This is a genomic window from Streptomyces sp. NPDC025651 (assembly GCF_055558735.1).
The window spans coordinates 128502-149315 of record NZ_JBVHLZ010000020.1; the positions used below are offsets into that span (position 1 = coordinate 128502).

24 protein-coding genes are annotated in these 20814 nt (G+C 68.4%); 14 read left to right on the top strand and 10 right to left on the bottom strand.

Annotated elements, in window-relative coordinates; translation table 11 throughout:
• Nucleotides 1–141 precede the first annotated feature (141 nt).
• The 8 genes from ACZ4D5_RS41455 to ACZ4D5_RS41490 all read right to left on the bottom strand — a co-directional run bounded on the left by ACZ4D5_RS41455 (nt 142) and on the right by ACZ4D5_RS41490 (nt 7178).
• Complete coding sequence (locus ACZ4D5_RS41455) at nt 142–696, bottom strand: DOMON-like domain-containing protein (RefSeq protein WP_467777691.1); 555 nt, start codon at nt 694–696, stop codon at nt 142–144.
• Entirely contained in the window at nt 693–1652 is a 960-nt protein-coding gene (locus ACZ4D5_RS41460; RefSeq protein ID WP_467777692.1) for an ArsR/SmtB family transcription factor, read from the bottom strand. The genes ACZ4D5_RS41455 and ACZ4D5_RS41460 overlap by 4 nt, the downstream gene beginning before the upstream one ends.
• Before the next feature lie 100 nt (nt 1653–1752).
• Nucleotides 1753–2538 (bottom strand): hypothetical protein, encoded by a 786-nt coding sequence (locus ACZ4D5_RS41465; RefSeq protein WP_467777693.1) that lies wholly within the window; start codon nt 2536–2538, stop codon nt 1753–1755.
• A gap of 141 nt (nt 2539–2679) precedes the next feature.
• Nucleotides 2680–2856, bottom strand: coding sequence for a (2Fe-2S)-binding protein (locus tag ACZ4D5_RS41470; protein WP_467777694.1), 177 nt, complete (start codon nt 2854–2856; stop codon nt 2680–2682).
• 6 nt (nt 2857–2862) lie between these two features.
• Nucleotides 2863–4209, bottom strand: a complete 1347-nt coding sequence (locus ACZ4D5_RS41475; protein ID WP_467777695.1) for an aminotransferase class III-fold pyridoxal phosphate-dependent enzyme — start codon at nt 4207–4209, stop codon at nt 2863–2865.
• Nucleotides 4206–5180, bottom strand: a complete 975-nt coding sequence (locus ACZ4D5_RS41480; RefSeq protein ID WP_467777696.1) for a hypothetical protein — start codon at nt 5178–5180, stop codon at nt 4206–4208. The genes ACZ4D5_RS41475 and ACZ4D5_RS41480 overlap by 4 nt, the downstream gene beginning before the upstream one ends.
• 4 nt (nt 5181–5184) lie before the next feature.
• On the bottom strand, nt 5185–6018 hold the full coding sequence (locus ACZ4D5_RS41485) for a formyltransferase family protein (RefSeq protein WP_467777697.1): 834 nt from the start codon (nt 6016–6018) through the stop codon (nt 5185–5187).
• Complete coding sequence (locus tag ACZ4D5_RS41490; protein ID WP_467777698.1) at nt 6015–7178, bottom strand: hypothetical protein; 1164 nt, start codon at nt 7176–7178, stop codon at nt 6015–6017. Before ACZ4D5_RS41490 ends, ACZ4D5_RS41485 begins: the two co-directional genes overlap by 4 nt.
• A gap of 361 nt (nt 7179–7539) precedes the next feature.
• On the opposite strand from ACZ4D5_RS41490, the gene ACZ4D5_RS41495 reads away from it, so the two are divergent.
• Genes ACZ4D5_RS41495 through ACZ4D5_RS41530 form a run of 8 tightly spaced genes read left to right on the top strand, consistent with a single transcriptional unit; the run spans nt 7540 to nt 14051 of the window.
• Nucleotides 7540–8214 (top strand): HAD family hydrolase, encoded by a 675-nt coding sequence (locus ACZ4D5_RS41495; protein WP_467777699.1) that lies wholly within the window; start codon nt 7540–7542, stop codon nt 8212–8214.
• Nucleotides 8202–8975, top strand: coding sequence for a dTMP kinase (locus ACZ4D5_RS41500; RefSeq protein WP_467777700.1), 774 nt, complete (start codon nt 8202–8204; stop codon nt 8973–8975). The genes ACZ4D5_RS41495 and ACZ4D5_RS41500 overlap by 13 nt, the downstream gene beginning before the upstream one ends.
• A gap of 8 nt (nt 8976–8983) precedes the next feature.
• Nucleotides 8984–9607 (top strand): class I SAM-dependent methyltransferase, encoded by a 624-nt coding sequence (locus ACZ4D5_RS41505; RefSeq protein ID WP_467777701.1) that lies wholly within the window; start codon nt 8984–8986, stop codon nt 9605–9607.
• The gene (locus tag ACZ4D5_RS41510) at nt 9604–10833 is read left to right on the top strand and encodes a HEAT repeat domain-containing protein (RefSeq protein ID WP_467777702.1); all 1230 of its coding nucleotides are present in this window, start codon (nt 9604–9606) and stop codon (nt 10831–10833) included. The genes ACZ4D5_RS41505 and ACZ4D5_RS41510 overlap by 4 nt, the downstream gene beginning before the upstream one ends.
• Before the next feature lie 58 nt (nt 10834–10891).
• The gene (locus tag ACZ4D5_RS41515) at nt 10892–11674 is read left to right on the top strand and encodes a hypothetical protein (RefSeq protein ID WP_467777703.1); all 783 of its coding nucleotides are present in this window, start codon (nt 10892–10894) and stop codon (nt 11672–11674) included.
• A complete protein-coding gene (locus ACZ4D5_RS41520; protein WP_467777704.1) occupies nt 11675–12700 on the top strand; it encodes a Gfo/Idh/MocA family protein in 1026 nt (341 codons plus the stop codon).
• Nucleotides 12697–13461 (top strand): SDR family NAD(P)-dependent oxidoreductase, encoded by a 765-nt coding sequence (locus ACZ4D5_RS41525; protein ID WP_467777705.1) that lies wholly within the window; start codon nt 12697–12699, stop codon nt 13459–13461. Before ACZ4D5_RS41520 ends, ACZ4D5_RS41525 begins: the two co-directional genes overlap by 4 nt.
• A complete protein-coding gene (locus tag ACZ4D5_RS41530; protein ID WP_467777706.1) occupies nt 13458–14051 on the top strand; it encodes a pyridoxamine 5'-phosphate oxidase family protein in 594 nt (197 codons plus the stop codon). The genes ACZ4D5_RS41525 and ACZ4D5_RS41530 overlap by 4 nt, the downstream gene beginning before the upstream one ends.
• Here ACZ4D5_RS41530 and ACZ4D5_RS41535 read toward each other — a convergent pair.
• Entirely contained in the window at nt 14045–15025 is a 981-nt protein-coding gene (locus ACZ4D5_RS41535) for a diiron oxygenase (RefSeq protein WP_467777707.1), read from the bottom strand. The genes ACZ4D5_RS41530 and ACZ4D5_RS41535 overlap by 7 nt on opposite strands.
• 199 nt (nt 15026–15224) lie before the next feature.
• On the opposite strand from ACZ4D5_RS41535, the gene ACZ4D5_RS41540 reads away from it, so the two are divergent.
• The 4 genes from ACZ4D5_RS41540 (at nt 15225) to ACZ4D5_RS41555 (ending at nt 18764) form a co-directional block, all read left to right on the top strand.
• The gene (locus ACZ4D5_RS41540) at nt 15225–15686 is read left to right on the top strand and encodes an NUDIX hydrolase (RefSeq protein ID WP_467777708.1); all 462 of its coding nucleotides are present in this window, start codon (nt 15225–15227) and stop codon (nt 15684–15686) included.
• Nucleotides 15687–15704: 18 nt separating this feature from the next.
• Nucleotides 15705–16832 (top strand): DegT/DnrJ/EryC1/StrS family aminotransferase, encoded by a 1128-nt coding sequence (locus ACZ4D5_RS41545; RefSeq protein ID WP_467777709.1) that lies wholly within the window; start codon nt 15705–15707, stop codon nt 16830–16832.
• Nucleotides 16829–17779 (top strand): Gfo/Idh/MocA family protein, encoded by a 951-nt coding sequence (locus ACZ4D5_RS41550; protein ID WP_467777710.1) that lies wholly within the window; start codon nt 16829–16831, stop codon nt 17777–17779. Before ACZ4D5_RS41545 ends, ACZ4D5_RS41550 begins: the two co-directional genes overlap by 4 nt.
• Before the next feature lie 217 nt (nt 17780–17996).
• On the top strand, nt 17997–18764 hold the full coding sequence (locus ACZ4D5_RS41555) for an IclR family transcriptional regulator (protein ID WP_467777711.1): 768 nt from the start codon (nt 17997–17999) through the stop codon (nt 18762–18764).
• Nucleotides 18765–18794: 30 nt separating this feature from the next.
• On the opposite strand, the gene ACZ4D5_RS41560 is transcribed toward ACZ4D5_RS41555, so the two are convergent.
• Entirely contained in the window at nt 18795–19631 is an 837-nt protein-coding gene (locus tag ACZ4D5_RS41560; RefSeq protein ID WP_467777712.1) for an IclR family transcriptional regulator, read from the bottom strand.
• 256 nt (nt 19632–19887) lie between these two features.
• Between ACZ4D5_RS41560 and ACZ4D5_RS41565 the strand changes: the two genes are divergently transcribed.
• Nucleotides 19888–20556, top strand: a complete 669-nt coding sequence (locus tag ACZ4D5_RS41565; RefSeq protein ID WP_467777713.1) for an HAD family hydrolase — start codon at nt 19888–19890, stop codon at nt 20554–20556.
• 163 nt (nt 20557–20719) lie between these two features.
• The coding region (locus tag ACZ4D5_RS41570) for a glyceraldehyde 3-phosphate dehydrogenase NAD-binding domain-containing protein (RefSeq protein WP_467774488.1) at nt 20720–20814 on the top strand (95 nt) is incomplete at its 3' end.

Sequence of the window (20814 nt, forward strand, 5' to 3'; positions counted from 1 at the left end):
TTCATGCAGGTAGGACGCACGCATGGTGGTCCTACAGAGGGTCGGCACAACTTCAGCCCGAGTCCCCGGGCACGCCTCGGGGCTCGTGCGGCAAGCGTCCCATGCCGGGTACGGCGCTCGCACGCGGTATCGGCACCTTCTTCAGAGAAGCCGCATCGGGTCGAGCACGAAACCGTCGGGATGATGGAAGTCCGGTTCCGGTGCGGCGTGCTTCAGCGCCCAGTGGCTGAGCCCTCCCCTGTCGTCCTCGATCACGGCGGCGAACGCCATGCCGCCCGCAGGGGACAGGCCGGACAGGCTCAGCCGTACGTCGAGCCACAGCCGGTGCGGACCACGGCTGACGCGGATCCGGGGCGGCTGCTCCGGATCCGCCTGCGCCATGTTCGCGCGGTAGCCGTCGAACGTGTAGAGCGCCCATTCCGTTGAGGGCGAGGCGTTGAGTTCGTAGTAGGCAGGGGCGCCGGGCGACTTGCGCGCGAACATCTCGAAGCAGGTGTGCTTCCACAGCTCGTCCCTGCGACGTCGTGGGCGGATGGCCGGGATACGGAGGCGGGAGAGATCCGCGTCGAGCTCGTAGCGCAGACCGAGCACCCCCGGAGTCAGCTCCTGGACATGCACGTCCAGCGCGCGCACGATGCCGGGCCGGGGAGGCGCGAAGGGCCTGAGCGAGACACCGGATCGGGAACGGGCGATCACAGGGCGCCGCCTGCCCGTTGATCGGCCCTCGTCCGATCGGCCCTCACCAGCGCTCCCAGCTCGGTGAGCAGAGCGAGCCCGGAGTCCTCCAGCTCGTACAGAACACGGGGACCCACACGGTGGCGTCGGACGAGGCCCGCGGAGAAGAGCACGGCCAGGTGTTGCGACACGGTGCTCGGCGCCAGGCCGACGGAGCTCGCAAGGCCCGTCGTGGTGGCCGGTGAGAGCAGCCCTCTCAGGACGGCCGCACGGCCACGCCCGAGCAGGGTCGTCAGCTTGTCCCGCGGGTGCACGTCGTCGACCGGCGCACCCGGGTCCCCGGTGTGGCCGCCGAGTACGGCGGCGCCCTGTGCCTGATAGGAGAACGCGGCCGTGTCACGAAGGGTCGAGAAGACCCGCGTGCCGCGCGCGAACAGTACGGGGACGATGACCAGACGGCCATCTGTCATCCGCCAGTCCAGGTCGGCCTGGTGGGGCACGCTCAGCTCGGGGCGTTCCCAGCGGATCCGGCCGCCCAGGTCCCGCAGCATCATGTCCGCTCCCCCGGTCACCAGGGTCCGGCCGCGCACCAGGATCTCTTCCTCCAGTACGCCGCGCATGCCGGGCCAGTGAGGCGCGACCGCGACGGTCCAGTAGTCGCTCATGAGCTGCGCGAACCGGTCGTGGCCGGACGCCCGCAGAGCCACCAGTTCGTCCTCGATGCCGGGCGAGGACTCGCTCGGGATCGGTGTGAGGGTCGAAAGAGCCGCCCACTGCGTCCGTATCGTCGTGGCCAGTTCCCGATGCAGTGCGGGCGGTACCCGGCTCAGTGCCGTCGCGGCCCATTTTCTGTAGGGATGCGGAATCTCGCTGCGGTAGCGGACCGTCAACGCGAGGCTGGACACGGCCTCCCAGAGAGGGCTGATCGCTATGCGCACGCGTCCGAGGGTCAGTTCATCGAGGAGGATCCGGATCATGCAGGCATCGCGGCGACGGCGGGCACCATCGGCTCGACCGAGCCCGGGCCGCACAGCCGCCGGCTGAAGTTCACCACGTAAAAGAAGCCCATGACATCGGTCAGACCTCTGTCTTCAAAGACAAGTCCTGACACAGCGTGAGCACCTCATTGATCCATTTCGACGGGTCGTCCGGATCGAATTCCCGCATCGTCTCGAGTTCCCAGTACTTGTCGAAAGAGAGCATCACGGGATCAGCGAGCAGGAATCGGCGCGCCCGCCACTTGGGAATGTGGCTCCCGTACTGCCCCCGTTCCTCCAGCAGCGCGTCGACGGTGTGGCCGAGGGCGATCCTGGCCGAGAGCACGGCGCTGTTCAGATCGCCGTCCCCCAGCTGCCCGAGCGTGTCCTCGACGGCCCTCTCCGCCTGACCGAGCGATCGGGTGACCAGGATGGACCGGAACGCCGAGGCGTCGAGCTCGGCCCGGCGACGCGCCACCCAGTCCTCGCCGACCAACGGCACGCAGGTCGCCACCCGTTCGAGGAACACCTCTTCGCGGACCGCGAGAGCGTCCCCGCTCGCGGCCCTGACCTGGTCGAACGCGCTCCAGGAGACCTTGGCGAGCATCTGGTCGACCTGGTCGTCCAGCCAGTAGGCGAGGTCGTAGCCGCGGTTGTCCGCGTAGAACGTGTGCCACTGGACCACGGGAGGCTGAAGGGGCACCGCGACCCCGACGCCGTCCGCCGCCGACCACGGCTCGGCACTGACCAGGTAGATGTCGACATCGCTCTTCTTGTTGCCCCAGCCACGGGCGGCCGACCCGACCACGAATGCCGCCCGGCAGGAATTCGGCAGCAATTGCCGCTCGCGCAATATGTCTACCGTTCGGTCTACGTCCATCTGCATCAGCGAACTCCATCAGAGAGGACAACTACGGACTGCGGACACCTGCGGACGGCCCCGAGCGTAACGACGCCCACGTGTCGGCGTACAACGATTCGCCCCGGACCGAATCTCCCCGTTTCGGAAAGCGAGCGGCTCCTCCGGTCAGAAAGCGAGCAGTTCCTCCAGATCGGGCAGACAGTCCCCGCACCCCGTGTTCGCTCCGGTCGCCTCGCGCAGGCCCGGTACGTCGCGTATCCCAGAGGCCTTCGCCGACAGCACGGTGGTCTCCGTGACCTGGGCGCACAGACAGACCAGCGGGTCCTCGGGCGGCTGGTTCATCGTCCGTCATGCCTCCTTCTCGGTGCGGGTGAGCACGCGCAGCGCCCGGTCGAGTACCTCCGTCATGGCGTCGAGATCCTCGTCGGCGACGACCAGGGGCGGATGGATGTTGATCACGTCGGGAGCCATGCCGGTCGATGCCACGATGAGCCCGATCCGGGGGTCGACGGTCAGGCAGAGGTGCCGCAGTTCGGCCGCGTGGTCACCGGTGAGGACCAGCCGGGCCGCGCCCCCGAACACCGCGTGATCGCGGACGAGTCCGGGGTGGTCCGCGCGCAGCCTGCTCAGACGCTGGTCCAGCCTGTCCGCGAGCAGGCTCACGTCCCGCTCCGGCGAGGCCCATTTGTCCCAGCGGTCCAGGACCGCTCGCGCGACCCCCAGGGCATGCGGAATGCCGATGTAGGTCGAGGAGTGGCTGCCGGGCCGGTACGACGAGGGAGCGGCCAGGGGCTCGCGGGCCCAGATCGCGCTCAGCGCGGCCGCGCCGTTGGTGAGGGCCTTGCTCGCGACCACGATGTCGGGGATCACGCCGGCCCGCTCGAAACCCCAGCGCGGCCCTGTGCGGTGCATGCCGGTGAAGATCTCGTCGGCGATCACCACGGCGCCGTTGCGGCGCGCGTGGTCCACGGCCGCTCTGAGCAGCGCGTGATCCGGCTCGACCATGCCGCCGACGTTCTGCACCCCCTCGAAGACGAACGCGCTGACCCTCCGCTCGAAGCCCGCCCCGCCCACGCCGGTCATCTCGGAGCCCCAGCGGGTGACGGCGGCGACGCAGCCGGGTGTGCAGCCGTCGCCCTGCCGCGCCGCGGCGTGCGGGCAGCGATCGCAGTCGGGCGTGGGCAGACGGACGACCTCCAGGCCCCAGGCGGCGAGCAGTTCCCGGTAGCGAGGGCTTGAGCTGAGCATGCTGGTGACGCCCGATCTGCCGTGGAACGCCCCCTCGAAGACGACGACCGTGCCCGGCCCCACGGCGCTGAAGGCGATGCGCAGCGCCGTCTCCATCCCCTGGGCGCCCCCGAGGTCCAGCTCGACGCGGCCCGGCTGCCCCGTGGATTCGCTGAAGAGCCGCTCCAGCCCGCCGACGACGTCGAGGCGCAGCTCGGACTCGCAGAAGGACGGCAGGGCGGGCAGGTCCCGGCAGTGGGCCAGCGCGTCCCGCAGGATCGTGGCGTCGTAGCCGAGGGCGACGGTGCCGTTGGCCGCCTCGGCGTCGAGGTAGCGGCGTCCGTCGACGGCCACGAGGTGGCTGCCCTCGGCCCGGACGAAGCGCGGTACGTGCCGGGCGCGGTAGATGAGATTGCCCGCGCCGACACCGTCCGGAACCAGTGCCGCGGTGTGGGGGCCGATCGTCACGTGTACATCACCTCGTCGTGCCAGGCCTCTGCCGGAGCGGTGGCGATGAGCGGGGAGACTCCCGGTTCGTTGCATTCGATCCAGCTGGTCACGACCGTGAGGACGTCCCAGCGGCCGGAGCCGTCCGGCAGGTCGGCCTCGGACAGCACGTCGAGCCAGGCGCCGATCCGGGACGGAGCGGACCGCGTACGGGCGCAGTCGCCCCAGGGCCCGTCCAGTCGGGAGAGGCGTTCCAGGCTGTTGGTGACGTCGAGGTCGTGGGCCGGGGTGTCGGCTTCGAGCGCGTCGAGGAGCTTGTCCGTGACCCGGTCGGCGGCCTTTCGCCGGCGCGTGGTGTCGGCGTCGGCGTCGAGCAGCGCGTCGAGGCACCACGACCAGTCCGTCTGGTAGGAGAACAGCTGCAGTTCGCGTATCACGTCGGCGGGTTCGTCGGCCGTGTGCATGAAGTTGAACAGGCCGTTCACCCGGCCGATGCGGGTCCGCAGGTCGACCGTGCGGGCCGCGCGGGGCTCCGCGGAGCCCTTGGCCGCGGTGAGCCGCGCGCTGGCGGGCAGCCAGTCGGGCCGGTCGAGGTCCACCAGCAGGACGAGGAGGCTGCGGCCGGAGCCGAGCAGGTGGTCGACCACGGCGATGCGCTGCTTGGAGGCGGCGTTGAACTGGTACCGCCACAGTTCGCGGGTCAGCAGCGGGTCGAAGCGGACCGGAGTCGCGGCCACCGGGTGCCAGCCCTCCGACCGGAGGGTGTCCAGCACTCGACGGCAGCGTCGTCCTGCCACGGCATCCGGCTTGAGGACGACGAACGTGTGCCGGTGCAGCGGCCCGCCCCGGCTCAGGCCGGAAGCGCCCAGCCCCGCGGCGGCGAGAGCGCTCAGCCCCTCGCGCATGTAGGGGTCGTACCGGTACGCCTCGCGCTTGCCGGGGTCCTTCGTCAGCGTGTCCAACGCGTGGTCACCGATCACACTGCGCAGCACGGCCTCAGACCCCCTCGGGCGTCGCCGACAACTTCATCCCGCCCAGGGGCAGGGGCACGCCGTCGACGACGACGATCCGGCTGCCGTCGCGATGCCGCTCGTACGCCAAGTCGAGGGAACCGGCCCCGAAGGCCCGAACGGCCCACTCGAGGCAGGGCTTGTCGCTGAGCCGCTTCTGGAGCAGTTCGTGGGCACGGGCGTCGCCCGGCTCCGTGCCGGGCGGCACGGGGACGGAAGGCCCCTGGCACAGGACGGCTCCGCCGTCGTGGGTGGAGTCCACGAGGAAGCAGGAGGTCCGCGTGGAGCTGTGGCCGAGCTCGATGGCCCTGCGGACCGGGTCATTGCCGATGAGTACGCGTCCGCCGTCGTCGTCCAGGACGGACAGGTCACCCGGATGCTGGTTGATCATGCGGCCCTCGTAGCGGCCGAGCAGATCGCCCTCGACCCACCGGTGGTAGGCGAGCACGACCAGGTCGAGGGGGCCCTCGGCCTCCTCCCAGGCGGCGATGCGTGCGTCCAGCTGGTCGTGCCAGCGGCGCGCGCGTTCGCGGTACGCGGCCCGGCCCGCCTCGTCACGCGCCTGGGACGCCCGTCCGCACCGCTCGTCGAAGTCCCCGGGCCAGGCCTCGATGCCGTGCTCGGCTGCCACGTCGAGTGCCGCGGACCTGCTGCCGTGCGAGGCGACCAGGCAGACCCGGAAGTGGTCGGGCTCCGCCTGCTGCAGACCGATCAGGGTGCGCAGGTTGGCGCCCGTGGCCGACACGAGGACGCCGATGCGCAGCGGACCGGAGGAGGACAGGCGGCGCGGCCGGAGCGGCGCCGCGGCCGTGCGGCTCAATGCGAGCCCCCCGCGGCCTCCAGGAAGCTCCAGCCGGACCGGGTGGCCGCCAGCATGCCCTCGGGCATCTCCTCGGCGCCCGGCGCGGTGAGCCCGAAGGCGCGGTGCGCCGTCCCCGCGGCCAGCTCCCACAGGTTCCGTCCGGTGATGTCCCGGCCCATGGCGTTGCGCATCTGCCGGGCGAGCGGTTGTGAGCCTGCCGCCACGACGCCGGCCGCCTGGTACCAGAGTCCGTTCTCCTCGCCCTGGGTCAGGTCCTGGCCTCCCAGGCGCGCCGAGTCGCAGCGGTCGGTCATCATCATCGAGTTCTCCAGACGCATGAGGGCGACGGCCCGGCTCGCGATGGCCAGGTCGACGTGCTCACCGTCGAAGTTGATGCACGCGGCGATGCGTCCGGCGGCGGCCTCGCGCATGATGGCGGCCGGGACGGGACCGGCGATCTCGTCCATCGCTTCGAGCGTCCAGCCGGGGAGGTCGTAGGAGCGCAGGGTCTCTTCGCGGATCTCCCTGGCCCTCGACGTACGGAAGGCATGACGGATCGTCAGAGGCATGTCGTTGAACAGGTGGTCGGTGACGACACGGGCCCCGTTCCCGTTCCACTCGCAGTTCCAGGCGGTGTCGACGATCTCCGTGACCAGCTCGGCGCTACGGCCCGGGTCGGCCCGGGTGAAGTGCCCGAGCGCCGGGCGGACCCCGTGACCGAGCAGCATCGGGACGATCCACTCGAAGCCGGGGTGGCGGGCGTGGACCTGCCCGTGGAAGTCCGACGCCGGGGTGAAGGCGTCGGGAGACAGGACCATGTAGCGCAGTCCCAGGTCGCCGAGGCGGGCCAGGCGCTCCCACTCGGACCGGGTCGGAGCCCAGACCGTGGCGGCCGGGGTTCCGCCGTGGCTGGCCAGCAGCGGCCCCTCCAGAGCGATGCCCACCACGTGCGGGACGCGTCCCGCCCGGCGCATCCCGTCGTAGCGCCGCATGAACTCCTCGAAATCGGCCAGCCGGCTGTGGTGAAGATAGAGCGTGGGAATGGCGAGCACCCCTTCGTGCGCGCACACCCGCTCCAGCCGGTCCAAGTCGATCCTGGATATATCGGAGAAGTCCTCCCCGGCGAATCCATGGCAATGGACTTCGACCGGGAGAAGAGGCGTGAAGGGCTCGTCCAAGTCAGAAACGTTCTCCGTCATCGGTCCCTCGTAACTCTCCATTCCGTCCTTTCATCCTCGCATTCCCACAATTCATGCCGGATTCATCGGCCGGAAAAACTTGAACCGAGAACCTAGCAGGGAGACCCCCGCCTGGTAAGGGCCACCTGCGGGATTGGGTGTACCACTTCCGTCGCGCGGATGGTCTGAACCTTTCCTTTCCGCCGGGTGGACACCCGATCCCCCGGCCGAGCGCAAACGGTCAGTGCGCCTGTAGAAAAGCGCCGACAGGAACGACCGGATCCATGGCCTGAGCGAAAATGCAGAGCCATGTCCGGCGACAGTCGATCATGTCTCCGGGCCGCCGACTCAGGAGCAATCCATGGAGTTTGAGCTGGTTATCTTCGACAATAGTGGTGTGCTCGTCGACAGCGAGCGCGTGGGAAATCAGCTGCTGGCCGAGCTCTTGACCCTGCGGGTGGCGGCGACCACCTTCGAGGAAGCGGTCGAGCACTATCTGGGCAAGTCGTTCAAGGACGTGGCGCAGACCGTTCGCCGCCGCACGGGCCGGACCGTCCCCGCCGGCTTCCTCGCGGAGTTCCACGGCCGGCTCTTCGAGGCCTTCGCGGACGGCCTCGTGGCCGTCGAGGGCGTCCAGGAGGTGCTGGACGAGCTGGACCTCACGGGTGTCCCCTACTGCGTCGCCTCCAACGACACCGCCGACCGGGTGTCCACGTCCCTGAAGACCGCCGGGCTGCTCTCCCGGGTGGAGGGCCGGGTCTTCGGCTCCGAGATGGTGCCGCGGGCCAAGCCCGCCCCCGACCTGTTCCTCTTCGCGGCTCAGCGCTGCGGGGCCGATCCGCGGGACTGTCTCGTCGTCGAGGACAGCCCCAGCGGAGTGACGGCGGCCAGGCAGGCGGGCATGACCGTCTACGCCTTCGCCGGGCTCACGCCGCGCGAGCGGCTGCGCGACGCGCACCGGGTGTTCGGCTCCATGGCCGAGCTGCGGGAGACGCTGAGCGGCGCGGGCAGCAAGGACGTCGCGTGTTCATCGTGATGGAAGGCATCGACGGCAGCGGCAAGTCCACCGTCGCGCGGCTCGTCGCACAGGACCTGAACGAGGTCGCCCAGGACCTGAACCAGGTCGCGGCGGGCCCGAACGGCACCGCCCGGGGCCGCACCGAGGAAGCGGCCACCACACACGTCGGCGGCAAGACGGACATCGGAAGGGCCGACACGGAGACCCGCGCGCGTGCCGCCCGGCTGCGGGACCTCATCTGGGCCTCGCCCGAATCCGCCGGCGACACCTTCGGAGCGACCCACTGGATCCTTCTGATCGCCTCCTGGTACGCGGGGCTGGCCCGGTTGCGTCCCGATCTGGCGCCCGGACATCCCGGAGTGACCGTCATGGACGGCTGGTACTACCGCAACATCGCCAAGACCCTGATCCGCGAACCCCTCGATCCGCAGTGGGTCGAGTCCCTGTTCGCCCCCGTCCCCGAACCCGACCTCACGGTCCTCCTCGACACGGCGCCCGAGGTCGCCTGGCAGCGGCGCGAGGCGTTCAAGGACACCGAACTCGGCCGCTGGGACGGCTTCCACGGCCCGCCGTCCGAATCGTTCCACGCCTACCAGTCCCTCGTACGCAGACACCTTCTGCGCATGGCACAGGACCGGGGCTGGCTCGTCCTGTCACCCGATCCGGACGCATCTCCCCAGCAGACCGCGGATGCCGTCGTCAGCGAGGTCCGGGCGCGGCTGGGCAGCCCGGCCGTCGCCTCGCACGATCCGACGTCCCGACCACCCACGGAGAGTTAGCCACAAAAATGTTCGAAGGAATCGAAGACGAGATCGCGGCGATCGGGGCTCAGGACCCGCGGGCACCGCTCGCCTACCAGAAGCCCGGACTGCCGTTCAAGAAGCTGGACTCGCCCTACTACCGCATGGCGCTGGGACGTGTCGCACGTGCCGCACAGCCCCGGTCGTATCTGGAGATCGGGGTGAAGGAGGGCGGTTCGCTGGGCGTCGTGCTCGACGCGAGCCGGGCGCTCGAGCGACTCGTCCTGTGCGACTTCTTCACGGTGAACGAGAAGAAGCGCGCGCACCGGGACTCCGCGGCCACCGTGATCACCGAGCGCGGCTTCACCGGTACGACGACCTGGCTCGACGGCTCGTCGACCGTCACGGTCCCCACCCTCACCGGGACGTTCGACCTCATCGGCGTCGACGGCAGTCACCGGCGGTCCATCTGCGCCGCGGACCTGCGCAACGCCTTCCCCCTCCTGGAACCGGGAGGCCACATGGTCGTCGACGACCTGTCGCTGTTCGAGGACAACCGGCTGAGCGAGGTGTTCGACGAGTTCGCGGCCGAACACGCGGGCACGTGCACGGTCGTCTACAAGAACACCGCCGCCTGGCCCGGCGTCGGTGTGCTGAGGAGGGAAGCATGAGCCCCACCCGTGATGTCGTGGGCGCCTCCGGCCTCGACGTACTCGCCGACACGCTCGGCGATGTCATCGCCGGGCGGCGGACGGTGGCCGAGCTGATCGACGTCTGTTCGTCCTCGCCCGTGGCCGGCGGATACCTGGAGCGCACCCTGCGCACCTCTCTCGTCCGGCAGGACTGGGACGCGATCGAGGCACTCGTGGCCGTCTGCGGCGCGCAGCCCCTCGAGTGCTGCGCCGAGCCGCTCGCCGACATCCTGGACCGGCAGAGCCTGGAGATCTCCAACCAGGACGTCGTCACCGCCCTGGCCGCGATCGCGTCGCCCGTCGCGGTGCCCGCCCTGCGACGCGCCATGCACCGCACCAGCGCGCCCCACGCCCACTGGGAGCCCGGCGGGGTCGGCGAGTCCGAGGCGCAACGGATGCGGGAGGCCTGCGCCGACGCCCTCGCGAGGATCGGCACTCCGGAGGCACGCGCCGCGCTGAACGCCCTCTCCCCGCATCACCCGCCCGGACAAGGAGGCACCACGGTGATCGATCACCTGGACCGGCTCACGGTCGACTGGAGCGACTTCGAGGCCGCGGGCGAGATCACGCGCGATCTCGTGCACCGGCTCGCCGACGACAAGGAGTCCCTGCGCAAGCTGGTCCACGACGTCGAGCACAAGCCGGAGCTGCTGGCCATGTGCGAACGCCACCAACTCCTGGACTACATCGTCCTGTACGACGCGCTCGACAGGGGATTCCGGCTGCGGCTGCACATCTCCACGGACGACCACTACGACCGGCCGCACGACCACAGGTTCTCCTTCTCCAGCCGGATCGTCACGGGGGGCTACACGCACACCTGGTACCACATGGACGGCGAGCTCTACGAGGGTCCCGACCCGGAGGCGCGCCAGTACCTCAGCCGGCACAACCCCGACCCGCGGGGCAAGGTGCACCTGGACCGGCTGACCCCGCACCTCACGCGCTGGGAGGGGCCGGGCAACTGCTACAGCCTCCACCACAGCGCCATCCACACGACGTTCACGACGCCGGACACGGTCTCCCTCTTCCTGCGCGGTCCGGTCGAGAAGGACCGCTCCGTGATCATGGACAAGGCCGAGGGCACCCTCTGGTGGCGGTTCGGCCGCCAGGACGAGCCCGAGGGGCGGCGCCGGGAGAAGTCCATGGGCATCGATGCCTACCGCGAGATCCGTGAGCGGCTGACGCGGCTGGGTGTCATCTAGCGTCCACGGCCGGCAGGGCATCCGCACGCACCGGGTCCTAGACAGGAGGAAGCAGCACATGGCCATGGAGACCGCCGACCGGGTCCACGTCAGCAACACCCGGGTGGAACTGTTCGAGAACATCGAGAAGATCGACTGGGACGACCTGCCGGCCGTAGCCGCGCTCACCCAACCCCTGATCCGCGAGTTCGCCGCGGACAAGGCCCTGTTCCGCCGACTGCTGTTCGCGGTCGAGCACGACCCCTACCTGTGGGCGAAGTGCGAGGAGGACGTCGTCGAGGACAAGATCGTCCTCTGGGACGACGTCGAGAAGGGCCTGCGCATCAGGCTGCGGATGTCCACCGACTACCAGCAGCAGCTGGCCCACAACCACCGGTTCTCGTTCACCAACCTCGTCCTGCGCGGCACGTATCTGCACCGCAACTACGTGGCCCGGGGCGGCTTCGACGAGAACACGCTGCCCGAGGACGTCCAGCCGGTCATGCTGCACGAGGACCGGGCGGGAGACTGCTTCACCATCCACCACAACGCCCTGCACTCCACGCCGTTCACCGAGCTGGGCACCATCTCGCTCGTCCTGCGCGGCAACCCCGTCAAGGAGCGGGCCCCCGTGATGTTCAAGGAGGCCCGCGGCCGGGAGGAGGCCCTTCGCCTGCGGGCGGACGGTGCGGACGGCAGCGGTGAACTGTCCGAGGTCGAGCCCGAGACCGCCGAGGTCGGCACGATGTTCTGGCGGGTCGGCGAGGACCGGGAGTCCTCCGAGCGGCGCGCCGAGCGGCAGATGACCAAGGAGAAGTACCACTACTGGTGCCGCAGGCTCGAAGAACTGGGGATCATCTGAATGCCCCTGCATCCACCTGCGCCCGGACCGGAGCCCCTGCGCTACGGGCTCATCGGCCCCGGCAACCACGCGCAGGAGAACTTGCTGCCCGCCCTGTCCGGGCTCGACGGAGCGCGGTTGGTGGCCGTGGCGGCGCGCGGTCTCACGGCCGCGGCCTCGGCCGCGCACCGCTGGAACGCGGCGGGCTGCACCGACGACTGGCGGGAGCTCGTCGCCTCCGGTGAGGTCGATGCCCTGATCGTCGCCGCGTCCCCGGCCCTGCACGCCGAAGTGGTGGAGCATGCCCTGGGCCACGGGGTGAGCGTCTTCGTCGAGAAGCCGCCCGCGCCGGACACCGAGGCGCTGGAGAAGCTGATCGCCGGCGAGCGGAACGCGGCGGGCGGCGCGATCGCGTTCGTGGGGTTCAACTTCCCTTACGGGGACTCCTACCGCGCCCTGCGCGGGACTCTGAGCCGGCATGGCCGCCTGCGCGGCTTCGAGGCGCGCATGGTCTCGGCCAAGCCGACCAGCCCGGTCTGGGGCGCGGCGACGATCGTGGACAGCCTGCTGCAGGGGCTGGGCACCCATGTCGTCGACATGGCGCTCAGGGAGATGGGCCCGCCGGACGGGGTGGCCGCGTACCGGACGGTCATCGACGACCGGCGGTGCGCGATCCGGATTCTCCTCTCGTACGCCGACGGACGCACCGCCGCGCTGCAGATCGGCAACTTCTCCAACCGCCTCGAATACCGCTGCGAGTTCATCACGGACGAGGGTGTCGTGGGCGTCCTGGACCAGCACAACACCCTGGTCCTCAGCCGGCCGTCCGACGCCCCGGGAAGCGGGGTCCTGGACGGCAAGGAGACGCTGCGCCACGACTGGCCCAGCCGCCGCGGCGGTTACGGACGCACCGGCTACGCGACGGCTCTCGCCTCCTTCCAGCACTCCGTCGTCCACCGCCTGCCCAGCACGTCTCCGCTGTCCGCCTGCCTGGACGTCTACCGGGTGCTGGACGAGGTGCGGCGCCAGGTGGAGGAGGGGCCATGAGCGCTCACATGCCGCTGGCCGGGCGGACGGCCCTGGTCACCGGAGGGGGCACCGGCATCGGCAGGGCGGTGGTGACGACCCTGGCGGGCCTCGGCGCGCACGTCGCCGTGAACCGGCCTCCGGCGACCGGGTCGGTGGCGCGGCCCGCCGAGGAGCGCGAGAGGGAGCAACTGCCCGCGGGCTGCTGGTTCCTGGATGCGGACATCAGGGACCGCGAGCAGGTCCGCGACCTGTTCTCCCGGCTCGACCGCAGGTGGACGCACCTCGACGTCCTCGTCAACAACGCGGGCGTCTTCCCCCGGGCCGAGGCGCTGCACCTCGACGAGGAGACCTGGGACCTGGTCCTCGACACCAACCTCAAGGGCGCGTTCTTCTGCGCGCAGGAGGCCGCGCGCAGGATGGTCCCGCGCGCCGGCGGACGCATCGTCAACGTGGCCTCGACCGCGGCCTTCAAGGGCTCGCCCAGAGGCGTCCACTACGCCGCGAGCAAGGCCGGCCTGGTGGCCATGAGCAAGTCGCTGGCGCGCGCGTTGGCCGGGCACGGAGTCACGGTGAACTCGGTCGCGCCGGGGGTGACGGAGACCGCCCAGCCCGGGTTGGACGCCGATGGCTTCGCGGCCGAGGGACGTGAGATCCCCCTGGGCCGGGTGGCCAGGCCGCAGGACGTCGCGGACGCGGTCGCGTTCCTCGTCTCCGACGGCGCGGGCTACATCACCGGCCAGACCATCGGCGTCAACGGAGGGGCGGTGATGCTGCCGTGAACGGTGGGGTGCCCAGCCCCGCGCCTGCCGCCGTGCCGGTGCACACGCTCGTGACCGCGCGTTCAGGTCCGCCGCTCGACCGGGTGCGCGACAAGCTGTCGCCGGTGCTCCACGAGTGGCTGCGGCGGTTCATCGCGCTGTCTCCGTACGTGGTCCTCGCCACGTCCGACGGGCGGGGCAACTGCGACGCCTCACCGCGCGGTGGAGCGCCGGGGTTCGTACGGGTCCTGGACGAGCGCACCCTGTTCATCCCCGAGGAGTCCGGCAACCGGCTGCACCAGACGCTGTGCAATCTGGGCGAGAGCCAGGGGATCGGGCTGCTCTTCCTCCTTCCCGGGATGCCGGAGACCGCCAGGGTCAACGGCACGGCGCAGCCGATCGCCAGCACCGACCCGCTCTGGTCGCAGCTGTCGCTCGGCGAGACCGGCCAGGGCGAGTTCCGCTGGGGAACGCTCGTCCACGTGGAGCAGGCGTACTACCACTGCGGTCGGGCCGCTCGCTTCGGTGGTCTGTGGAACACGGCGGAGATCGAGCGGGTCCGGGCCGACCCGCCCCTGCCGAAGAGGCCGGCGCCCCGCCCGCCTCAGTGACCGGACGCCGAGAAGTCGTACGCGACGCGGTCCTCGATCTCCAGCTCACGGACCAGACGCTCTACCGTCGAGAAATCCGTGAGCATCAGTTCCGCACCGGGTTGCCGGCGCGTGTCGCCCAGGATCTCCGCCGAACCAGCGATCCCGACAAAGTCGAGGATGTCGGACCAGATCCCGTAGTCCTCCGCTCCCAGGGCGACGATCGCGTCGGGCAGTGTGCGGATGAACAGCTCGCGCTGTTCTTTGTTGAGGTGCGCGAAGATGTCCTTCATGATGTCCGCCACGATCGGCCCGTGCGCGGCTTCGTCCCTGGCGTGCAGTCGTGCCACCAGCGCATGCATGGGCTGAATCGTCCGATCACGCGCGAGCAGTTCCAGGAAATTGTTGATGTGCAGCTCGCCGACCACCGTCCACACCAGGAACAGTATGTCCCGTTCCCATTTCTCGCTGTACCCGGCGGCCAGGTCGAAAAGGCGCCTGTTCGTCACCGGGTGTGAGTAGTCGGGCTCCGCGGTGAGGTTGCGCGCCTCTTTCGTGCGCCGCATGGCCGTCATATGCATATAGGTGTGCCAGACTTCGTCTATGTGCGACTGCTGAATCGCCTCTTTGACCTCGTAGCGGTCGACACCGGGGAACACTCCATGGGCCAGCATTTCGAATGTCGGGTTGGCGACGTGCTCCTCTGCCGCGATCACACGGGCGTTGTACGCCTGCCAGGCCAATGTATTCACGAGCTGACGGGATTCTTCAGGAGCTTCGAGGAAGACCGGGTGCTCGGCGAACGGGACGAGATGCGCCGGATAGTCCGTACGGCCTGTGGTCTGCGGTTCGGATTGCATGAAAGCCGTCATGTCCGTACGGATGGTGGCCCGTCGAGGCCACGCCGCTACGATGCGCCTGAGAGTGCTCGGCCCGACATGGGGCTCCGATGCCTGATCCACGGAAATGTATTCCTGGGACTGCACGTCATTCACGAGGGTACCCCGTCTCGTTCTGGTAAGTGCGGCCAGTTCACCCATGATTACCGCAGCCGACGGATTGTCAAGGGGCTCTGCCACTCAAACAGCAAGGACGAAAACGGGGGATTCGGCGGCGGACGAATCGTTGTACAGCGGCCCGCCGCCATTGTTAGCCTTATCTCCTGTCGCGGTTCGACCAGTCAGGGGATCTTCGATGACCTATATCGCAGAATTGCGAAAACTGGTGGGTACACGCCCGCTCATCCTGCCCGGGGCTGCCGCCATCGTCGTGGACTCCCCTCGCCACGTACTCCTTCTGGAGCGGGCGGACACGGGCGGTTGGGGACTGCCCGGAGGGTTCCTGGACCCGGGAGAATCCCTTGAGGACGCCGCACGGCGCGAGGTGAGGGAAGAGACCGGTCTGGAGATCGACGAACTGAAGTTGATGCATGTCTTCTCCGGTCCCGACCAATATTTTCGCTATCCGAACGGCGATCAGGTATTCAACGTGACAACGGTGTACACGGCGACGGCGCGCAGCTGGTCTTTCCAGCTGGATCCCTCGGAAGTGACCAGGGCGAAACTCTTCCCCATCGAGAGCCTGCCGGCTGATCTGATCCCTCCGGAGGTACCCATTCTGGAGCATTACTCCAGAATGGTGCGAGACTCCCTGTGAACTCCTGGACATGTTCGGATGACATATCTCGCCTTCAGGGAGTATCCGTTGATACAGCTGGTTTCTGTTGACGTACAGGCTGCGGAGCCTCTGGTCCTTGAGGTCCTGAAATCCGGGCAAATAACCCAGGGGCCCATGGTGGAGCGGCTGGAACGGGCCGTTGCCGAGATCGTCGGCGTCGAGCACGCGGTGGCGGTGAGCAGCGGGTCGGCGGCGCTCTCCATCGGCCTGGAGGCTCTGGACCTGAAACAGGGGGACGAAGTCATCACGTCTCCGTTCACCTTTGCGGCCACCCTGAACGCCATCCTCGCCAGTGGGGCCACAGCCCGGTTCGTGGACATTCGGCCACATGATTTCAATATCGACCCTGTGCTGATCGAAGACTGTGTGAACGATCGGACCAAGGTGTTGCTGCCCGTGAGTTTATACGGGCAGATGGCGGATATGGCGGCGATCGAGAATCTTGCGCTGAAGCGAGGGCTCGCCGTGGTGGAGGATTCTGCCCAGGCGTTGGGTGCGACGCTCCACGGCAGGTCCGCCGGGAGTTTCGGAATCGGCTGCTTCTCCTTGTATGCGACCAAGAACATAACCGCCGGAGAAGGGGGGATCATCACGACGGAGAGCAGCAGCATCGCCGAGCGCGCCCGCCTGCTCAGGAACCAGGGAATGCGTGGCCGCTACGACTACTCCTGCGTCGGCGGAAACCACCGTCTCTCCGACATCCACGCAGCGGTCGGGCTTTCACAGGTCGATCGTCTTCAGGCGATCTCCGAACAGCGGAACCACAACGCCGAGAAGCTTTCCCGCGGACTGGCAGGAATACCGGGCCTTGTGCTTCCCCGGCCCACGGAGGGAGGCCGTCACATGTGGCATCAGTACACGGTCCGTGTCACCGAGGACGCCTCCTGCACACGAGACGAGCTGTGCTCGGCATTGGCGGGTCGCGGCGTGGCTTCGAGCATCCACTATCCCCGTCTCGTCTTTGACTACGAGTGCTACCGAAACCACCCCCAGGTGGTGTCGGCCGAGGTTCCCGTCGCATCGAAGGTCACGTCGGAGGTTCTCTCCCTGCCGGTGCATCCTCGGCTTACGGACTCCGATCTGGATCACGTCATTGCCGAGACCCGAGCGGCTCTTCTCGCATGACCGGGGCGCCCCTCCCCCGTGTCCTTCTCGTCGGAGCCGGGACCATGGGGAGCCACCACGGGAGAATCATCGCCGAAAGCACCCGCTGCGAGTTGGTGGCCGTGGTGGACCCCGCAGAGCACCGGGGGCGCAGACTGGCACGGCGTTTCGGCGCCGACTGGATGCCGGCGGTCGAGAACCTGTCCGGCGTGGACGCCGTCATCGTCGCTTCCTCTACGGACCAGCACCGCAGCATTTCCCTGGACGTGCTCGCCGAGAACATCCCGCTGTTCGTGGAGAAGCCCCTGAGCGCGAGCCTCAACGAAAGCAAGGAGATGGTCGACGCGGCGCTCGACCGCGGCATTCCGCTGATGTGCGGGTTCATCGAGAGGTTCAATCCGGCGGTCCTCGGCGCGCTGTCCCGCGCGGAATCCCCCAGCGCTGTTCACACGCACCGGGCCTCAAGTTACTCGCCTCGTATGCACGCGGGTGTCTCGTGGGATCTGCTGGTGCATGACGTCGACATCGTCCTCGGCATCTTCGACGAAGGAACCCCGAAAATCGTGGACGCCGTCACCGGGCGCCACAGCGACGAGGGAAGAATCGGGGAGGACACCGTGGAGACCGTGCTCGAGTTCTCGGGTGGCCGCACCGCGGGCCTGTCGGCGAGCAGGGTCTCATCCACGCGGGCCCGCCGTCTCACGATATCCGAACGAAGCAGGACCATCGTGGCGGATCTTCTGAATCCGTCCGTCACCGTCTACTCGAGCCAGGACCGGGTTGCGGAACGACTGGACTGCTCAGGTCGGAGCGAACCCCTGGCGGCCCAGTGGGACAGATTCATGGACCTCCTCGAAGGCAGAGCCGACGCTGCAGCGGAGACCCGTTCGATCCTGCCGAGCCATGAGACGTTGGCGGCCGTATTGGATTCCGCAGAAGGGGCAACAGGAGCACTGACTCCGTATTGACATTTATCCGAAATGGCATGAATTGTACGAGAGGGAATTATGCGAGAGCACGCGACACATGCCGCCACCGGCGTGGGATGTGTTGCGGATGAGAGCAGTGGGTCTTGTTTCCCGATGCCCTGACGCTGAGACTGGTCCACGTCGCCGAACGACGCCACAGCACCACCGAACAAAACCGGCACTATGGCGCGTGTACGGGACAGACAAAGGGGGATCAGTGCAACTCGTCAAACGAGCTCTCCAGGTCGTCGTCCATCTGACCCAGTACAAAGAGGGACTCACGATGCAGCAGTTGTGCGACGTGATGAATGTCCCCGGCGCCAGCATGCACCGCCTGCTCTCCGTGCTCGAGCACGAAGGATTTGTCAGCAGGCACCGCGCGAGCCGCAAATACTTCGTCGGCCCCTCCGCATCGGATGTCGGCATGGCGACCCGGCAGCCCTTCTCCATTGCCGACTGGGCGGAACAACCGCTCGCCGATCTCGCCTACTTGACCGGTACCACGGCACTCCTCACCGAGCTCGTCGACACCCACGCCATGTGCACCCTGCGCCGCGACGGGCAGAACCAGGTGGATCCGCAGACCGAGGCAGGCCGTCACCTGCCGCTGCATGCCACGGCCGAAGCCAGGGTGCTGTTGGCCGACATGTCGCGCCCCAGGATTTCCCGCCTCCTTTCGGCAACCGAATTGACTCCCTTCCGGCCGCGCACTCCGCGCAGCATCGAAGAGGTGATCAAACACGTGACGCTCATCCGCGAGCACGGCTACGGAGTCTCGTACGACGAATTCGACCCCGGGATCTGGTCTCTCGCCGCACCCGTCCGCAACGGCGGGGGGCGGGTCGTGGCCACCGTCTCCGTGGCAACCGCGGGCATCCATGTGGGTGGCCGCGAGGCGATCAACTTCCTTCGCTCACACGTGATGTCGACGGCGAAGGCGCTCTCCGCAGAGCTCGGTGGTCGCCTCAGCAGCCACGCCGCATGAGACCGCACGAGAAGCCGAACGGCTCGTCCCCTACCCCAACGTGAGGCAGGCCTTGGGTCCGGCTCGTTCCCGTACCGGCGGCGGAACCGGACAGAACCGAGGCCCCTCCGACGCGTCGCGTCCGCCCCCGTAGCCCAGGTCTGACGACATGTCGGCGGCCGCCTCCAGAACGGCGTCGATCAGGTCCTGGCCGTGCGCGTCCGACGACAGCCGGGCGTAGGGCACGGCGAGCGCGAGGCCGGCACGGACGCGCCCCGTCGACAGCCGGACGGGCGCGGTCGCCACGAAGACGTCGTCGATGTGGGCCTCCGACACGTCATAGCCGCGACGCCGTATGAGACGGAGACGCTCCATGACCCTGTCGACCGTCCGCGGAGTCTCCTTCGTGAACGAGACAAACGGCTGGTCGGCCAGCATTCGACGCGCCACCGCATCACTCTGGTACGCCAGCAGTATGCGTGCCGAAGCGGCCGCATGCAGAGGCATACGCTGTCCCAATTGGGCGAACAAAGCGACCGGCCGGGACGCCTCCGCCAGCGCCGTGCACACTACGTGCTCATCAAGGATCTCGGTGACAAATACCGCTTCACCGGTCCGGCTCCTTAATTCCTCAACAACATCGTGCGGACGTGTCAGCGACGGTTCCGGGTGCTCTTCACTGGCGAGTTGAGCCGCCGCGCGCCCCAGGAAGAAGCGGCGGTTCGTGGGGGAACGGCTGAGCCAGCCGTCCTCTTCGAGAACCGCGGCGATCCGGTGCATGCTGCTGAGCGGTACTTCGAGCTGGTGGGCCAGATCCGTGAGTGTGACCCCGCCTTCGGCGGCAGACAGGACGCGGAGCGTTGCCAACGCTCGCTTGACGAGTTGCACGTGCCATTTCCTCCTTTTTGGAAGATTCCGTGGAGTTTTCTATACGCCCCTATCCATGTGCGATTCGACCTGCAAGGCGAGTTTACTTGCGCGGCTGGCCAAGACCCCTACACCGCACGAATGGATCGCGCCATTCCGGAGCCGCCCTCTTGACAGGGAAACAGAAAGGCGACTAGGGCGGATACGGGGCTATTTGATCACGCCAAAACCGGGCGCACCCCTGCTCTCCCGCACGGGACGTGGCATGATCAATTGAGTGAATGTCTACTCCGAGCGGCAGGCTCGTGCGAAATACGTCCTGTTCGACGTCGACGGAACCCTGATCGACGCCGTCAACAACCAGCGTGAGATCTGGCGGACCTGGGCATCCCGGTACGGGCTGGACGCCGATGAGGTGTATCAGGTGGCTCTGCGGACCAGGCCGACCGAGACCTTCACGGAGGTCGCCCCGGACCAGGATCCACAGGAGTGCCTGACCCTGCTGCACGAGCTGGAGGACGAGGACGTGCGGTCGGGCGTCTACTCCGCCGTCGACGGCGCATCGCAGTTGCTGCGCGACCTGCCGTCGGCATCGTGGGCCCTGGTGACGTCGAACTACGAGCACCGCGTGCGCGGCCGCTTCGCGCGGACGGGCCTGCCGACGCCCGACGTGATCGTCGACGCCGCCTCCGTCGACGAGGGAAAGCCCTCTCCGACGCCGTACCTGAAGGCGGCCGCCCTGCTGGGCGCCGAGCCGGAGGACTGCCTCGTCATCGAGGACGCCCCCTCCGGAGTGCGGTCCGGGCTGAGCGCGGGAATGACGGTGTGGGGCGTGAACGGCGCCGTCGCGGTGGACGGAGTGCACCGGCACTTCGTGACGCTCCGCGAAGCGGTGCCGCACATTCTCGGCCATGTCTCGGCGCCGCATTCGGTCACCAGCCGCTGAGCGGTGCGCGCCGGGTGGAGTTCGCGTGGAAATGTATCGCTAACTTATGTAAGCTTCTGATCGATCTTGGGGCCCCGCTCCTTGCACGGCGCGTGGTCGCATCACACCTCGGCGCAACGGCGCGTCAAACCCACCTCAGAAGCGCTACACGAGGGGCATATCCATGACCACGCGTATCGGCATCAACGGCTTCGGGCGTATCGGACGCAACGTCTTCCGCGCGGCGGCCGCGCGGGACTCGGGACTGGAGATCGTCGC

Coding starts and splice junctions, on each gene's coding strand:
- ACZ4D5_RS41550 (WP_467777710.1), top strand. CDS start 16,829: ATGACCGGGGCGCCCCTCCCCCGTGTCCTTCTCGTCGGAGCCGGGACC.
- ACZ4D5_RS41460 (WP_467777692.1), bottom strand. CDS start 1,652: ATGATCCGGATCCTCCTCGATGAACTGACCCTCGGACGCGTGCGCATA.
- ACZ4D5_RS41540 (WP_467777708.1), top strand. CDS start 15,225: ATGACCTATATCGCAGAATTGCGAAAACTGGTGGGTACACGCCCGCTC.
- ACZ4D5_RS41520 (WP_467777704.1), top strand. CDS start 11,675: ATGCCCCTGCATCCACCTGCGCCCGGACCGGAGCCCCTGCGCTACGGG.
- ACZ4D5_RS41545 (WP_467777709.1), top strand. CDS start 15,705: ATGACATATCTCGCCTTCAGGGAGTATCCGTTGATACAGCTGGTTTCT.
- ACZ4D5_RS41470 (WP_467777694.1), bottom strand. CDS start 2,856: ATGAACCAGCCGCCCGAGGACCCGCTGGTCTGTCTGTGCGCCCAGGTC.
- ACZ4D5_RS41465 (WP_467777693.1), bottom strand. CDS start 2,538: ATGCAGATGGACGTAGACCGAACGGTAGACATATTGCGCGAGCGGCAA.
- ACZ4D5_RS41515 (WP_467777703.1), top strand. CDS start 10,892: ATGGCCATGGAGACCGCCGACCGGGTCCACGTCAGCAACACCCGGGTG.
- ACZ4D5_RS41505 (WP_467777701.1), top strand. CDS start 8,984: ATGTTCGAAGGAATCGAAGACGAGATCGCGGCGATCGGGGCTCAGGAC.
- ACZ4D5_RS41525 (WP_467777705.1), top strand. CDS start 12,697: ATGAGCGCTCACATGCCGCTGGCCGGGCGGACGGCCCTGGTCACCGGA.
- ACZ4D5_RS41495 (WP_467777699.1), top strand. CDS start 7,540: ATGGAGTTTGAGCTGGTTATCTTCGACAATAGTGGTGTGCTCGTCGAC.
- ACZ4D5_RS41510 (WP_467777702.1), top strand. CDS start 9,604: ATGAGCCCCACCCGTGATGTCGTGGGCGCCTCCGGCCTCGACGTACTC.